We start from the raw sequence: 15,163 nt of genomic DNA on the forward strand, positions 1-15,163 counted from the left end.
AACCAGAATCACGGAATCCGCAACAAGTACGGCATTGGGTTCCGTATCGGGTCAACCCGCAGGGTTTACGGCTCAATTGGTACGGCATCGGGAGGTGCTCGGCGATGAGTGGTCCGCCGCCGGAGCTGATCGGGACCTGGGTGCACTCCTACGAGGAGGACACGGAGGACGTGGCCGTGTACCGGCCCGCGAGCCGTCCGCTGCCGCCCGCCCGGGGCCGCCGGGGACTGGAGTTCGCCGCGGACGGCACCTTCACCGAGCGTCCTCTCGGCCGCGGCGACGCCCCCGCGACCCGCACCGGCCGCTGGAAGTCGGCGGCCCCGGACGGCAGTCGACTGTCCCTGATCCTCCCCGGCGCGGAGAGGCAGCTCGAAGTCCTCCATGTCGACGACGAAGTGCTGAAGGTGCGCAAGTAGGACGTCGCCGTGGGGCACACTCACCGCATGGAGACAGCCGAGTTCATCCAGATCCTGGAGCGGGAGGGCCGACTGCTCGCGTCGGCCGCCGAGGAGGCCGGGACCGAGGCGAAGGTGCCGACCTGTCCGGGGTGGCAGGTGCGGGACCTGCTCAGGCACACGGGGGCGGTGCATCGCTGGGCGACGGCGTTCGTGGCCGAGGGGCACACCGCCTTCCGCCCCTTCGGCGAGGAACCCGCCCTGGACGGCGCCGAGTTGCTGGCCTGGTACCGCGCCGGCCACAGCCGTCTGGTCGACACCCTCGGCTCGGCGTCCCCCGACCTGGAGTGCTGGCACTTCCTTCCCGCCCCCTCACCGCTCGCGTTCTGGGCCAGGCGACAGGCGCACGAGACGGCCGTGCACCGCGTCGACGCGGAGGCGGCACGCGGCGGCACCCAGACCGGCATCGGACGGGACTTCGCGGCCGACGGCATCGACGAGTTGCTGCGCGGATTCCACGCCCGCGCCAAGAGCCGGGCCCGCAGCGACGAGCCCCGGGTGCTGCGGGTGCGGGCGAGCGACACGGACGGCGCCGTGTGGACCGTACGACTGACCCGGGAGCCGCCCTCGACGCAGTACGGCGAGGAGGGGCCCGCCGACTGCGAGGTGTCCGGACCCGCCGCGCGCCTGTATCTGGCGCTGTGGAACCGGCTGCCGTTCCCGGCGGTGACCGGGGATGTCTCCGTGGCGGGGCTGTGGCGGGAGAAGTCCGGGGTGGGGTGAGGGGCGCCACCGGGCGCCGCACACGCAGAGCCGAGAGCGTGTTGACCCACCCTGCCTCCGGGGAGCGCACCCGGGCACGTCCAGGGAGTCGGCGCACCGGTGCGCCGACTCCCGCCGGTTCAGGGACGTCCGGCGATGTTGTTCGACCAGACCGCGACATGACCGGGGGCGTAGACGACCAGGTTCCGGTCGTTCTGGAGTTCCAGGTCCGAGCCGGGCTTCCCGTCCGTGCCGGACGCCCAGACCGGGCGGTTGCCCGGTGCGACCACGACCAGGTTGCCGTCGTTCTGCATGAACAGCACGGAGTTCGGGACGTAGGTCTGACTCCTCCAGACGACATGACCGCCGGGGATGGTCTCCACGAGGTTGCCGTCGGCCTGCATCACGAGCACGTTGAGCCGGTTGGGACTGGTCAGCCGGTCCCCCGGATTGAGCCGGCCCCCGGGCAGCAGCCGACCCCGGTGCGTCGTGGCGGGCCGGGCGCTCTCGGACGAGTCGACGGGCCGGACGACCGTGGTACCGGTGGCCTGTGCCGACGCTGCGAACGGTAAGGACGAACCCAGTGCGGCGATGAACACTGCGGCGAACGTCATGGCATGGCGAAGGTGTCGCACATTTCCCCCTTGGAATACAGCCCATTGCCGACCCGCGTAAGCATCCCCTTCCGCAGGCGGGGCCGGACAGACGTCGGCCACCGCGCCCGGGCGCACAGCGTGGCGTACGTCAGGCACTCCAGGAGTGCGCCTACGGGTGCACGCCCCCGATCCAGATCGGACCACCGTGCCTTACGACGGCTCCAACATCCGCGTCAGCACCGCCCGTTGCACCGGCAGCGCGTCCCCGTGCAGCGACCGCCCCTTCGACGTGAGCGACACCCGCACCCCGCGCCGGTCCTCCGCGCACATCCCCCGCTCGACGAGGCCGTCCTTCTCCAGGCGGGCGATCAGGCGGGAGAGGGCGCTCTGGCTGAGGTGGACGCGCTCGGAGATCTCCTGGACGCGGTAGGCGCAGCCGCCGTCGGCGAGGACGTCGAGGACCTCGAAGTCGCTGGCGCACAGGCCGTGCCGGTGCAGGGCCCGGTCCAGTTCGCACTGCGTGCGCGCGTGCAGGGCCAGGATGTCCCGCCACTGCTTGGCGAGCGCATGCTCGGGCTTCTTCGCCACCATGCGCGGCACCGTAGCAGAGAGAAGGGATTATTGCACCGGAATTAAATGCGCTTGCATTCGATGCATGCGCATGTAGTGTCGTCGGCATGACCTCTCCGCTCACCAACCCCGCGGACCCTTCCTCGACGGTCCGCTGGACACCCAGGCTCTGGGGCACGCTGCTCGTGCTGTGCGCCGCGATGTTCCTGGACGCGCTGGACGTGTCGATGGTCGGCGTCGCGCTGCCCTCCATCGGCGCCGACCTCGGCCTCTCCACCTCGACGCTGCAATGGATCGTCAGCGGCTACATCCTCGGCTACGGCGGTCTCCTGCTTCTGGGCGGCCGGGCCGCCGACCTCCTGGGCCGGCGCCAGGTCTTCCTGGTCGCCCTGGGCGTCTTCGCGGTCGCCTCCCTGCTCGGCGGCCTCGTCGACTCGGGCCCACTGCTGATCGCCAGCCGGTTCATCAAGGGACTCAGCGCGGCCTTCACCGCGCCCGCGGGCCTCTCGATCATCACCACGACCTTCGCCGAAGGCCCCCTGCGCAACCGCGCGTTGTCCATCTACACCACCTGCGGCGCCACCGGCTACTCGATGGGCCTGGTCTTCTCCGGCCTGCTCACGGAGGCCAGTTGGCGCTACACCATGCTGCTGCCCGCCCCCGTCGCCCTGATCGCCCTCGTCGCGGGCCTCAAGCTGCTGCCGCGCAGCGAGCGCGAGCGCGACACCGGCGGGTACGACATCCCCGGCGCCGTCCTCGGCACCGCCTCGATGCTGCTGCTGGTGTTCACCGTCGTCCAGGCACCGGAAGCGGGCTGGGGCTCGGCGCGCACCCTGCTGTCCTTCCTCGCCGTCGTCGCCCTGCTGGCCGCGTTCGTCGCCGTCGAGCGGCGCAGCCCCAGCCCGCTGATCCGGCTCGGCGTGCTGCGCTCCGGCCCCCAAGTGCGGGCACAGCTGGGCGCGTTGACCTTCCTCGGCAGCTACATGGGCTTCCAGTTCCTGGTGACCTTCTACATGCAGCAGCTGCTCGGCTGGTCGGCGCTGCACACCGCGCTGGCCTTCCTGCCGGCCGGTGCGCTGGTGGCGCTGTCCGCGACCAAGGTGGGCACGGTCATCGACCGGTTCGGCACCCCGCGGCTGATCGTGGTGGGCTTCGCGCTGATGGTCGTCGGCTATCTGCTGTTCCTGCGCATCGACCTCGCCCCGGTCTACGCCTGGGTCATCCTGCCGACCATGCTGCTCGTCGGCGCCGCCTTCGCCCTGACCTTCCCCTCGCTCAACGTCCAGGCCACCAACGGCGTCGACGAGCACGAGCAGGGCATGGTCTCGGGGCTGCTCAACACCTCGGTGCAGGTCGGCGGCGCACTCTTCCTCGCCGTGGTGACGGCGGTCCTGACGGCGAACGCGCCGAAGGAGCCCGCCTCCCCGCAGGCCGTCCTCGACAGCTACCTGCCCGCTCTGACGGTGGTCACCGGGATCGCCGTCGCCGGTCTGCTGATCTCGCTCACGGGACTGCGCGTCCGGCGCCGGCAGGACAGCGTGGTGGTCGCCAGGTCCACGTCCCAGGAGGAGTCGGAGCGCGTGGCCGTAGGGGACTGAAGGCCGGGCGGGATTCCCGCGTCCGACCGGTCCCCCACCCGCACACCCACCCCGTACCCGGCGGAGCCTTCTTGCTCCGCCGGGCGTCCGCCTGTGAGACTTCGGGGGTGGAGACTCACGGGGGACGCAGGAACCAGGCCGAGCGGGACGCCATCACCGTCGAGATCGGGTACGCGCTGTTCAGCGCGCTGTTCGCCGCCGCGGTGCTGTTCGGCGCGGTGGCCGGTCCTGCCCTGCTGTTCCAACTGCCGCACACCGTAGAGCTGTTGCTGCTCCGCGTCGGGCTCGTGCTCGCGCCGGTGCTCTTCCTCGCCCGGGTGATCAGTGTGCTGATGCGGTTCCGGCAGGACGGCGCTCAGCCCAGCCAGCCCGGCCGCACCAATCCCGACTCGTAGGCCAGCACCACGAGTTGGGCGCGGTCCCTGGCCCCCAGCTTCACCATCGTGCGGCTGACGTGGGTCTTGGCGGTGAGGGGGCTGACGACCAGGCGGCGGGCGATCTCCTCGTTGGACAGGCCGATGCCGACCAGGGCCATCACCTCCCGTTCCCGCTCGGTGAGTTCGGCGAGGGCGCCCTCGGCCGCGGGCTCCTTGGAGCGGGCCGCGAACTCGGCGATGAGCCGGCGGGTCACGCCCGGGGAGAGAAGGGCGTCGCCGTCGACCACGGCCCGTACCGCGCGCAGGAGTTCCTCCGGTTCGGTGTCCTTGACCAGGAAGCCGGAGGCCCCGGAACGGATCGCCTCGAAGACGTACTCGTCGAGTTCGAAGGTGGTGAGCATGACCACCTTCACCCCGCTCAGCGCGGTGTCCTCCGTGATCCGCCGGGTCGCGGCGAGGCCGTCGAGGAGCGGCATCCGGATGTCCATCAGGACGATGTCCGGCCGCAGTTCACGCACCTTGGCCAGCGCCTCCTCGCCGTCGGAGGCCTCCCCGGCGACCTCGATGTCCGGCTGCGCGTCGAGCAGCGCCCGGAAACCGGCGCGCACGAGTGACTGGTCGTCGGCGAGCAGTACACGGATCACCGGTCGTCCTCCTTGGCCTTCACCTTGAGCGGCAGTACGGCGAGCACCCGGAACCCTCCGCCCGGTCGCGGCCCCGCCTCGATCGTGCCACCGAGCGCGGCGGCCCGCTCCCGCATTCCGGCCAGGCCGTTGCCGCTGCCGCCCGCGTCGGCGCCGGTCGCGGGTCCGTCGTCGTCGATACGGAGCCGTAGCGCGGCCTCATCATGATCGAGCCGCACGCGCGCGTGCCGCGATCCGGAGTGCCGTACGACATTGGTGAGCGCCTCCTGGACGATGCGGAAGGCGGCGAGGTCGGCGCCGGGCGGCAGGGGCGGCGGCGCTCCCTCGACCACGACGGTGAGGCCGGTGCTCGCGGCCTGGGTGACCAGTTCGGGCAGCCGGTCGAGACCGGGTGCGGGGGCGCGAGGAGCGTCACCCGGGGTGCGGAGGGTGTCGAGTACCTGGCGGACCTCGCCGAGCGCCTCCTTGCTGGCGGCCTTGATGGTGGTGAGCGCGGTGCGGGCCTGTTCGGGGTCGGTGTCGAGGAGGGCGAGGCCGACACCCGCCTGGACGTTGATCACGGAGATGCTGTGGGCGAGGACGTCGTGCAGCTCGCGGGCGATCCGCAGCCGCTCCTCGTCGGCGCGCCGGCGCGCGGCCTGGGCGCGCTCGGCCCGCTCCCGGACCCACTGCTCCCGCCGGGTCCGCACCAGCTCGGAGACGGCGACGATCGCGACGACCCAGGCGGCGATCACACCTTGTTGCCCCCAGGGGGCGGGCGGGTCCTTCGCCGGCGGCAGCCACTGGTAGAGCCAGTGGGCCACCAGCACATGCCCGGCCCAGAGCATCCCGAGCGCGCCCCACGCGGCCTTGCGGTGTCCCGCCACGATGGCGCTGAAGCAGGCGAGGGCGACGGTGAGGAACACCGGCCCGTACGGATACCCGGCCCCCAGATACAGCATCGCGGCAGCGGCGGTCCCGAACACGACGAGCACCGGCTGCCGGTGCCGCCACAACAGGATGCCCGAACCGGCGACGAGCAGCACCCGCGCGAAGAGATCCAGGTCGGCCCGGTCCCCGACCTGCTGCTGGGCGGCGTACTTCGACCCCGCGAGCACGAAGAGGGTGAGCAGCAGCGTGGACGGCCAGGGCCACCGGGTCCCCTCCTCACCGGTCCGGTCCCACCAGCCCGGCCCCTGCCGCCACCACCGCGACACCCCACCCCCGCGTACGCGCTGCTCACCGTCCATACGAGCCACGCTAGACGCCCTGGTCCACGCCGGGCGTCACCCGAGCGTGGTGATCACGGGTACTCCCGGCGAAGTACGGCACGGGGGTCGGACACCGCTGTACGGCACGAGGACCGGTCACCGCTGTAGGGCAAGAGGGCCGGTCACCGCTGTAGGGCACGAGGGCCCGGCGCGGCCGCACATCCCGAGGACGCGGCACAGCCGTACGCCCCGAAGGCCCCGCACCGTCGGCGGCGCGCTCAGCTCAGCCCCACACCCCGCCCCAGCCCCCGCACCGCATGCCGGAAGAACGGCTCCTGTTCCTCCACCACCCGGTTGAACTGGCCGAACAGCTCGAAGCCGACCAGGCCGAAGAGCTGGGACCAGGCCGCCACGAGGGCTGCGGCCACCTCGGGCGGGAGGTCGGGCGCGAGGTCGCCGGCGATGCGGGCGGCCTCGGACTCGAGGTCTTCGGGGAGCGGGGGCAGGGGGTTCAGGCCCGCCGGGCTCGCATGGGCCTGGCTCACGATGCCGATCAGCAGCAGGCCGACGCGGGCGGCGGGCGGGACCGTGGTCTGGGGGGCGGTGTAGCCGGGGACCGGGGAGCCGTAGATCAGGGCGTACTCGTGGGGGTGGTCGAGCGCCCACAGGCGTACGGCCTCGCACACCGTGACCCAGCGCTCCAGGGGGCCCGCTCCGGCGGCGGCCGCGTGGGCCTGTTCCGCGCTCTCGCCCAGGGAGTCGTACGCGTCGATGATGAGTGCGGTGAGCAGGTCGTCGCGGCTGGGGAAGTAGCGGTACAGCGCGGAGGAGACCATGCCGAGTTCACGGGCCACGGCCCGCAGCGAGAGCTTCGCCGCCCCTTCGGCCGCGAGCCGGCTGCGCGCCTCGTCCTTGATGGCGGCGGTGACTTCGATACGGGCCCGGGCCCGGGCGCCCTGTGCGGTGCTCATACGGGCCAGTCTCCCACAGGAACAGAGCAGTGCACACAATCGAGAGCACTGCTCTTGCTTTGGAACGCCGAGCCGTGCAGACTGGTCCCACCGAAAGCGAGAGCACCGCTCTCCGAATCTGCTGGGGGTCACCATGTCGTCGCCGTACTACCTCAAGGGCAGCCCGCTCAACGTCCGCTTCAACAACGTCGTCGGCTGGCTCGCCCGGCACGGCCTCAGCGTCGCCGGCACCGCGGAGATGTCGGTGCGCGGCCGCAAGAGCGGGCAGATGCAGCGCGTCCCGGTCAACCCGCACACTTACGACGGCGAGCAGTACCTGGTCTCGGCGCGCGGCCACTCCCAGTGGGTGCGGAACATGCGCGTGGCCGGCGGCGGGGAGCTGAGGGTCGGCCGCAGGGTGCGCGAGTTCACCGCGGTGGAGCTTCCCGACGCCGAGAAGCTCCCGATCCTGCGGACCTACCTGGAGAAGTGGGGCTGGGAGGTCAACCAGTACTTCCAGGGCGTGACCGCCAAGTCCTCCGACGAGGAGATCGTCGCGGCGGCTGCCAACCACCCGGTCTTCCGGTTCACCGTCAGTAAGTGAGCGTCCGCAAGGGACGCGTCAGGCCGACGCCTCACCCTCCGCGTCGCTCCCGTCCCCCGCGCCCCGCTCCACCGGCCGCGGATCCAGCGCCGCGAGCGCCCGCTGCGCCATCGGCCGCCCCCGGACCAGCTCACCCAGCGACGTCGAGCCCTGGGTGATCTCCCGGAACGCGTTCCACGCGGGCCGGAAGCCGGTCAGCGCCGCGTGGAAGAGTCCGGGGCGGCGCTCGAAGACGGTCAGCATCCGTTTGCCGACGCTCATCTCGACGCCGAGCCCCGCCTTGATGGCGAACGCGTAGTTCAGTGCCTGGCGCCGGGTGTCCACGGCGTCGTGCGCCTCGGCGATCCGCACCGCCCACTCCCCCGCGAGCCGCCCCGAGCGCAGCGCGAAGGAGATGCCCTCACGGGTCCACGGCTCCAGCAGCCCGGCCGCGTCCCCGCACACCAGCACCCGCCCGCGCGAGAGCGGCGAGTCGTCGGCCCGGCAGCGCGTCAAGTGGCCGGAGGAGACGCTGGGTTCGAACCCGGCGAGCCCGAGCCGCCCGATGAAGTCCTCCAAGTACCGCTTGGTGGCCGCGCCTTCACCGCGCGCGGAGATCACGCCGACCGTCAGGGTGTCGCCCTTGGGGAAGACCCAGCCGTAACTGCCGGGCATCGGGCCCCAGTCGATGAGCACCCGTCCCTTCCAGTCCTCGGCGACGGTCTCCGGGACCGGGATCTCCGCCTCCAGGCCGAGGTCGACCTGGTCGAGCTTCACGCCGACATGCGCCCCTATCCGGCTGGCGCTGCCGTCGGCGCCGACGACCGCCCGCGCGAGCAGGGTCTCGCCGCCCTGGAGGACCACGGCGACCGAACGCCGGTCCGGCACCGCCGAGCCGTGCTGCTCGACGCGCTGCACGGTGACGCCCGTCCGCAGTTCGGCGCCCGCCTTCTGGGCGTGCTCGACGAGCTGCTGGTCGAACTCGGGCCGGTTGATCAGCCCGAACAGCATCTGCTTGGAGCGCCGGGTGCGGGTGAAACGGCCGTTGTTGGAGAAGGTGACCGCGTGCACCCGGTCCTTGAAGGGCAGTTCGAAGCCCGGTGGCAAGGAGTCGCGCGAAGGGCCGATGATGCCGCCGCCGCACGTCTTGTAGCGCGGCAGCTCGGCCTTCTCCAGCAACAGCACACGCCGCCCGGCGACCGCCGCCGCATAGGCGGCCGAGGCACCGGCCGGTCCCGCGCCCACCACGACGACGTCCCACACCTGCTGCACGTCGTCCTGCACGCGGTCCGCCGAAGTGTCGTCCGCCGAAGAGTTCTCGCTGCTCACGATGGTCTGCTGCTCCCGATCAAGCCCTTGCCGCACCTGTCTCCCGCATCCTACGGCGGGCCCGCCCACAGACCACTGTGGGAGGATCTACGGCACTCACAGGTACAACGTCGCACCCACAAGGAGCGTGCCCATGTCGTCGAATCCGGTCGCCGAGACCGTCGCCTCGCTGATGCCGAGGGCGCGGGCGGAGCTCACCGAACTGGTGGCGTTCAAGTCGGTGGCGGACTTCGACCAGTTCCCGAGGAGCGAGAGCGAGGGCGCGGCCCGCTGGGTCGCCGACGCGCTGACCGCAGAGGGTTTCCGGGACGTGGCCCTGCTCGACACCCCGGACGGCACGCAGTCGGTGTACGGCTTCCTGCCCGGCCCCGAGGGCGCGAAGACCGTCCTGCTCTACGCCCACTACGACGTGCAGCCCCCGCTGGACGAGGCCGGCTGGACGACCCCGCCCTTCGAGCTGACCGAGCGCGACGGCCGCTGGTACGGGCGCGGGGCCGCCGACTGCAAGGGCGGTGTGATCATGCACCTGCTCGCACTGCGCGCCCTCAAGGCGAACGGCGGCCTCCCGGTGCACGTCAAGTTCATCGCCGAGGGCTCGGAGGAGCAGGGCACGGGCGGTCTGGAGCGGTACGCCGAGCAGCACCCCGAGCTCCTTGAGGCGGACACGATCGTCATCGGTGACGCGGGCAACTTCCGTGTCGGCCTGCCGACGGTGACCGCGACCCTGCGCGGGATGACGATGCTGCACGTGCAGGTCGACACCCTGGAGGGCAACCTCCACTCGGGCCAGTTCGGCGGCGCCGCCCCCGACGCGCTGGCCGCGCTGATCCGCGTACTGGACTCGCTGCGCGCGAAGGACGGTTCGACGACCGTCGACGGGCTCGCCCCCGAGACGTCCTGGGACGGTCTGCAGTACGACGAGGAGCAGTTCCGCCAGGACGCCAAGGTCCTGGACGGCGTCGAGCTGATCGGCGACGGTACGGTCGCCGACCGCATCTGGGCCCGCCCGGCCGTCACCGTCCTCGGCATCGACTGCCCGCCGGTCGTGGGCGCCACCCCGTCCGTGCAGGCGAGCGCACGCGCCCTGGTCAGCCTGCGGGTGCCGCCGGGCGTGGACGCGGCCGAGGCGACCGGCCTGCTGCGGGCCCACCTGGAGCGGCACACCCCGTGGGGCGCCCGGGTGCGCACCGAACAGATCGGCCAGGGCCAGCCGTTCAGCGCCGACACCGCCAGCCCTGCGTACGCGGCGATGTCCGACGCGATGGCCGTCGCCTACCCGGGCCAGGAGATGCAGTACGCCGGCCAGGGCGGCTCCATCCCGCTCTGCAACACCCTCGCCGCCCTCTACCCGCACGCCGAGATCCTCCTCATCGGCCTGAGCGAGCCCGAGGCCCAGATCCACGCGGTCAACGAGAGCGTGTCTCCTGAGGAGTTGGAGCGGCTGTCGGTGACGGAGGCGCTGTTCCTGCGGAACTACGCGGCGGGCTGAGCGGAGACAGTACGGCGATGTCGTCGCCGAAGCCGACGAGGAGCCGGCCCTCGGGGGTGGGGGCCGGCGCTTCGATCCGGCAGGGGCCCGCTTCGTCGTCCCGAAGCACGACCCGTTCATGGCCTGGGCCCGCGTGCCGCCATCTTCCAGGACCCACGGCACCCGGCCAGCGCCAAGCTCTGACTACCCCAACGCCCAACTGAACGGCTTCGCCGAGTTCATGGACGACCGGGGCGTCGCTGAGCGCTTCCGGCACCAGCTGACGCTCTACGTCGGCGAGGTCGCGGGGCGCCGTCCCCGGGGAGGCTGGGCCTGCACCCCGGGCGCTGACCCTCGTCAGGGTGAGCATCACGCCGTAGCCGCGGCCGGTCCGGGTCGTACTAGCATCTCCGCGCTCGATGACCTCTGCACCGGCCCGGCACAGGGATAGGCAACTCGGCGTCGAGAGCGGTGCAGCATGTGAACAGGCCGGAAAACGGTGGGCGATGGGGTCCTCCCGAGTGACCCTTCGTACCGTTTCCTGTATGGGCTGTTTCTCGCTGCCCCGCGGTTGGCGGCTACGCCGTGGTCCGAGAAGCCGAACGAGCTACGTCGGCAGTCCTCGGTCTGTATGCCCCGCCGAAACCGTGACGCATCATGGGGTATCTCCCTGGTGACGGCAACGGCACGATCCAGGCGACCGCAGTTGACACCACACCGCGCTCAGTCCCCGACATGCTCGTCGGAGTGGACAGCCTCGGTACCGCCGCAAGTCCTACCGCTGCGAACTGGGACACCCGTGCAGGTAAAAGGCCTGCACAGGTGGGGCGGGTGGGACTCGAACCCACGGCCAACGGATTATGAGTCCTTTGAGGATCTTGGCGACCCTTGTCGATCCATGCCCGTCTTGGAAGTTTTCCCAGCTCGGACCCGGTTTGGCGTCTCGCTCCTCCTCGGTCCTTGTCAGTCTTTTCCGATTCTTGAGTCCAACCTGCGTCCAGAACGCCATCTGGACGGACAAGCCCAACCAGCTTCAGAGACGATCACCCCAGCTCGCGAGCGCGCCTCCAACTCGCCCGCAGCGGATTTCCCTCGCCTCGGGACGACTTCAGCGACGGCCGAGTCGGCATCCGGCGCGAAGAACACCGTCGAGGCAGAGGCTGTTGAGTGCCGACTCCGGTGCGGACGATAGTGGCGCCGCCGGTGACCGTACCCGCCAAGTCGTCGAGGGTGATGGTGATCTGCTCGCTGCCGACGCAGAGGGTGGTGATCGGGTCGGTCTGGAGGAGCAGGTTGCCGCCGGCGTCGTAGATGTAGCTGGTCGTGCCGCCCGTGGTGCTGGTGCCGGTCAGAGTGTTGGGCTGGGCTCTGGAGTAGCCACTGGTGCCGTCGCCGACGGTGCTGTGGTCGCCGCCGGTAGGAGTGGCGGCGCAGTTGTCGGTGGCGGTCGACACCGGGCGAGGGAGCCCCGGCGCGGATCTGCCACACCGTTCTCGACCGGCCCCGCGGGTCGTCGACTCACCGTCCCCTGCGTCCCGCGGCAAGACCCAGACCCCGTTTGACGAGGACTGGACGCAACTGCCTCACGCCCTCCGCAGGGTGAGGAGGTCGTGTCGACGGGTGAACATCGCCACGGGATCCGATTCCACTCCCGGAACCGCCCTGCACACCAGTTCGTGTCGCTCTCCCTCGGATACCCCTACCGAAAGAGACGGGCTTGAGCACCATGAGATCTTGACCTGAACGGTGTGCATGCCCGGGGAGACCGCCCTCTGACAGGTTTCGCCCGGCCGTAGGTCCCCCACGCGTTCGCCGTCCACATACACCTTGTAGCGGCGCAGTTGCGCGTAGCTGTCAGCCTCGTCGCGGCGTACCGAAATCTCTGTCATATCGCCTTTTCCCCTGGGAACGGACGTGGGGGCTGTAGGAACATCGGGCTTCACGCCCCTGAAAGGCCTGGGCAGGAAGAACCGTGGTCGGCCGAAGAACCCTATGGACAGCTGCGCCAGAAACCCGGCGAAGAAAACGGCCAGCCCAAGCGCGGCGACGCCCAGAGCAAGCGGATTCTCCTTGGCCGTGCTTCCCTGCGGGGGCAGCCATGCCCCGCCGAGCAGCAGAAGGGTCACACCGCTCAAGCAGGTGGCGTTGAGCAGCGAAACGTGTTCGAGCCTGCGCCGGGCGTCAGGCCCGAAAAGTCGCGCGAAGGCCATCGGCGACGGGGGCGCTGCAGGATCGTCCCAGTGGCGGACGACGCGCACCCACGACCGGGTAGAGAGCGCGGCGAGGGCAACGGAACCAGCGAGCGCCGTCCAGGACGTCACAGTCAGAACCAGTTCCGATATCCGAGATGATGTTGTTCGTCACATTGCTGGTGACGAACCCGGCAGCCAAGCCTATTACCGCTCCGACCGCGCCTCCGACAACCGTGCCTTCGGGACCGACGAACGAGCCGAGGATCGCTCCGGTTTCCAGGCCGGACTCCGCCATCGTCGCCGATATGTACATGTCGGCACCCGCTTGCGGGACACTCGTCAGGGCCGCCCGCGTACGGGACTGCCCTTCCCCGCGGTCCGTCATGTAGTTGTACCCGTAGGCCGCCACGCCTCCCGCTCCGGTAAGTGCCCGCGCGGCCCCCACTGACGTCAGTCCAGGGCGGAGAAGGGCCGTTCTCGACCATCCCGTTCCGGTGTTCTGCATGGACAGCATTCTGTTCGCACTGGCCATTCCTTCTTCCGCGCTCCCCCTCTTGATCGCTTGGGAGACCGCCGCGGCCTGGTATTTGGCGAGATGCGTCTGCGCCGCGCTGAATCCCGCCGAAGTCACACCCGCCGCCGTGCACAGCTTTCCGATCGCGTTGGTCGCGCAGGACGAACTCCACCACCCCGTGAAGGGGGACACGGGCTGCCAGGACGTGCTCTTGCGGGCTGTGCCGCAGGGGTCCTTGAGTACGTAGTAGCAGCCGCTGTTGGTCGTACCGCCGCATGTATGTGTGTCGCAGTAGTGGCTGGAACCCTTGTACTTCTTCGACCCCGGATCCTGTTCGGGGTGGTAGGTGCCGTATGTGCCGTTGCTGCCGGAACAGTAGTGAGCCAGTCCGCAGCTTTCCAGGCCTGTGGGATCGCTTTCGGAGACCGGGTTGTCGCCGGCGTAGGTGTAGCCGCTGAGTTCCTGCGGGCTGTCGTCCTCGAAGACGGGGTCGAGGCTGGTGAAGCGGCCGAGGGCGGGGTCGTATTCGCGGGCGCCGATGTCGGTGAGGCCGGTGGCGGTGTCGGTGGTCTTGTCGAGGAAGGTGCGGTTGTCGGCCCAACTCGTCGTGGTGCCGCGGGGGTTGCCGTAGGGGTCGAACTGGCGCCAGGTGGGGGTCTGGGCGGTGTTGTCGAGGTAGAGGCTGTTGGTGCCGTGCTGGTCGGCGGCGAGTTCGAAGCCGTAGGCGGTGCCGGTTCCGGTGCGGACGATCGTGGCGCCGCCGGGGGCGGAGTAGTAGCGGACCCCGGTGGCGGTGCCGGCGGAGTCGTTCAGGGTGATCTGCTCGCTGCCGAGGTAGAGGGTGGTGGTGGTCGGGTCGGTCTGGAGGAGCAGGTTGCCGCCGGCGTCATAGACGTAGCTGGTGGCGGTTCCGGTAGTGGCGTTACTGACCTTGGTCAGCTGCCCGCTGTTGTTCCAGAGGAGGGTCTGGGTGCCGGTGCCGGTGTTGCGGGTGGTGGTGTTGCCTGCGTTGTCGTAGCCGTAGCTGGTGGACGCGCTGGAGCCGCCGGTGCTGGCCGTGCTGGTCAGGGTGTTGGGCTGGCCGCTGGAGTAGCCGCTGGTGGTGACGGTGTCACTGCCGGTACCGGAGAAGGTGTGCTGGGTCTGGGTGAGGCGGTTGCCGACGGCGTCGTAGGTCCAGCCGGTCCAGTAGGCGCCGCCGGTGATGCCGTCGCCGACGGTGCTGTGACTACTGCTCGTGGGGGTTGCGGCGCAGTTGTCGGTGGCGGTCCAGGCAGTGGTGAGGCGGTCGAGAGTGTCGTAGGTGAAGCACTGCGTCTCGGCCGTGCTGCCGGAGCCGGAGCGGGTCTCGGTCTGGCGGGTGGTGTTGCCGGACAGGTCGTAGGTGTAGGCGGTCTCGTCGATGCTGGACGGGGTGGCGGTGGAGCGGGTGACGAGTTGGTCGGTCAGGTCCCCGGTGTGACTGTCGTAGGCGTCGGTGACGGTGGCGTAGGACGTGGAGGAGCCCAACTGGACCTGCGCGACCTGGTCGTTGGCGCTGTACGTGGTGCTCTGGAGGTAACCGTAGGCACCGGCCAGGGCGTTGGGTTCGTCGTCGTTGTTGTAGCCGTGGGTGACGGTCTCGGCGGGCAGTCCACCACCGAGGGCGTAACCGTCGGTCCACAGCAGGGCCGTTGACACTGGTGTGGGTGAACGTCCGCAGCCGCCTCCACGCACCCCTAGTGACCCTTCGTACCGTTTTCCTGTACGGGCCGTTTCTCGCCGCCCCACGGTTGGCGGCTACGCCGTGACCCAAGGGGCGCCCAGCACCCTGATCATCGTCCGTCACTCGGCCACCCAACTACAGGCAGTCCGGAGTCCGAGCAGCCGAACGGGGTACGCCGGCAACCCTCGGTCTGCGTGCCCCGCTGAAACAGTGAGGCATTGAGGGGCGGCTCCGTGGTGCGATCTGGGGCCGTTTTCACTACGAGCCGTTTCTCCCGCAAGCCGACCGGC

At 70.4% G+C, this 15,163-nt stretch carries 15 protein-coding genes; 6 read left to right on the top strand and 9 right to left on the bottom strand.

The features are described from left to right. Positions 1–104: 104 nt before the first annotated feature. Together G3I78_RS07850 and G3I78_RS07855 are read left to right on the top strand one after the other, a co-directional pair. Positions 105–416: a copper resistance protein NlpE gene (locus G3I78_RS07850; RefSeq protein WP_164422056.1), complete on the top strand. Its 312-nt coding sequence runs from the start codon at positions 105–107 to the stop codon at positions 414–416. A 27-nt stretch (positions 417–443) separates the two neighbouring features. After that, on the top strand, positions 444–1,178 hold the full coding sequence (locus G3I78_RS07855) for a maleylpyruvate isomerase family mycothiol-dependent enzyme (protein ID WP_164422057.1): 735 nt from the start codon (positions 444–446) through the stop codon (positions 1,176–1,178). Positions 1,179–1,297: 119 nt separating this feature from the next. Here G3I78_RS07855 and G3I78_RS07860 read toward each other — a convergent pair whose 3' ends face one another. Together G3I78_RS07860 and G3I78_RS07865 are read right to left on the bottom strand one after the other, a co-directional pair. Further along, complete coding sequence (locus G3I78_RS07860; RefSeq protein ID WP_164422058.1) at positions 1,298–1,771, bottom strand: hypothetical protein; 474 nt, start codon at positions 1,769–1,771, stop codon at positions 1,298–1,300. Positions 1,772–1,963: 192 nt separating this feature from the next. Next, a complete protein-coding gene (locus G3I78_RS07865) occupies positions 1,964–2,344 on the bottom strand; it encodes a MarR family transcriptional regulator (protein ID WP_164422059.1) in 381 nt (126 codons plus the stop codon). An 86-nt stretch (positions 2,345–2,430) separates the two neighbouring features. Here G3I78_RS07865 and G3I78_RS07870 point away from each other — a divergent pair, with 86 nt between their 5' ends. Together G3I78_RS07870 and G3I78_RS07875 are read left to right on the top strand one after the other, a co-directional pair. Further along, the gene (locus G3I78_RS07870; protein ID WP_164422060.1) at positions 2,431–3,921 is read left to right on the top strand and encodes an MFS transporter; all 1,491 of its coding nucleotides are present in this window, start codon (positions 2,431–2,433) and stop codon (positions 3,919–3,921) included. A 107-nt stretch (positions 3,922–4,028) separates the two neighbouring features. Continuing rightward, entirely contained in the window at positions 4,029–4,316 is a 288-nt protein-coding gene (locus G3I78_RS07875; protein WP_164422061.1) for a DUF6332 family protein, read from the top strand. Here G3I78_RS07875 and G3I78_RS07880 read toward each other — a convergent pair. From G3I78_RS07880 to G3I78_RS07890, 3 genes are all read right to left on the bottom strand, one after another. Beyond that, positions 4,277–4,942, bottom strand: coding sequence for a response regulator transcription factor (locus G3I78_RS07880; RefSeq protein WP_164422062.1), 666 nt, complete (start codon positions 4,940–4,942; stop codon positions 4,277–4,279). The two genes, G3I78_RS07875 and G3I78_RS07880, sit on opposite strands and share 40 nt — an antisense overlap. Beyond that, the gene (locus tag G3I78_RS07885) at positions 4,939–6,171 is read right to left on the bottom strand and encodes a sensor histidine kinase (protein WP_164422063.1); all 1,233 of its coding nucleotides are present in this window, start codon (positions 6,169–6,171) and stop codon (positions 4,939–4,941) included. The genes G3I78_RS07880 and G3I78_RS07885 overlap by 4 nt, the downstream gene beginning before the upstream one ends. A gap of 239 nt (positions 6,172–6,410) precedes the next feature. Continuing rightward, positions 6,411–7,103 carry a TetR/AcrR family transcriptional regulator gene (locus tag G3I78_RS07890; protein WP_164422064.1) on the bottom strand — a complete coding sequence of 231 codons (693 nt, stop codon included), beginning with the start codon at positions 7,101–7,103 and terminating at the stop codon, positions 6,411–6,413. 133 nt (positions 7,104–7,236) lie between these two features. Between G3I78_RS07890 and G3I78_RS07895 the strand changes: the two genes are divergently transcribed. Next, positions 7,237–7,686 (top strand): nitroreductase family deazaflavin-dependent oxidoreductase, encoded by a 450-nt coding sequence (locus G3I78_RS07895; RefSeq protein ID WP_164422065.1) that lies wholly within the window; start codon positions 7,237–7,239, stop codon positions 7,684–7,686. Between the two features lie 18 nt (positions 7,687–7,704). Here G3I78_RS07895 and G3I78_RS07900 read toward each other — a convergent pair whose 3' ends face one another. Beyond that, a complete protein-coding gene (locus G3I78_RS07900; RefSeq protein ID WP_343243670.1) occupies positions 7,705–8,994 on the bottom strand; it encodes a geranylgeranyl reductase family protein in 1,290 nt (429 codons plus the stop codon). A gap of 133 nt (positions 8,995–9,127) precedes the next feature. Here G3I78_RS07900 and G3I78_RS07905 point away from each other — a divergent pair, with 133 nt between their 5' ends. After that, on the top strand, positions 9,128–10,483 hold the full coding sequence (locus G3I78_RS07905; RefSeq protein ID WP_164422066.1) for a dipeptidase: 1,356 nt from the start codon (positions 9,128–9,130) through the stop codon (positions 10,481–10,483). Positions 10,484–11,505: 1,022 nt separating this feature from the next. Here the strand turns inward: G3I78_RS07905 and G3I78_RS07910 are convergent. The 3 genes from G3I78_RS07910 to G3I78_RS07920 form a co-directional block, all read right to left on the bottom strand. Further along, positions 11,506–11,916, bottom strand: a complete 411-nt coding sequence (locus tag G3I78_RS07910) for a hypothetical protein (protein ID WP_164422067.1) — start codon at positions 11,914–11,916, stop codon at positions 11,506–11,508. 129 nt (positions 11,917–12,045) lie between these two features. Next, positions 12,046–12,588: a 34 kDa antigenic family protein gene (locus G3I78_RS07915; protein ID WP_164422068.1), complete on the bottom strand. Its 543-nt coding sequence runs from the start codon at positions 12,586–12,588 to the stop codon at positions 12,046–12,048. Between the two features lie 55 nt (positions 12,589–12,643). Then, positions 12,644–14,848, bottom strand: coding sequence for an RHS repeat-associated core domain-containing protein (locus tag G3I78_RS07920; protein WP_164422069.1), 2,205 nt, complete (start codon positions 14,846–14,848; stop codon positions 12,644–12,646). Between the last annotated feature and the right edge of the window lie 315 nt (positions 14,849–15,163).

Origin of the sequence: Streptomyces sp. SID13726, assembly GCF_010548375.1 — a bacterium.
Lineage (GTDB): Bacteria > Actinomycetota > Actinomycetes > Streptomycetales > Streptomycetaceae > Streptomyces.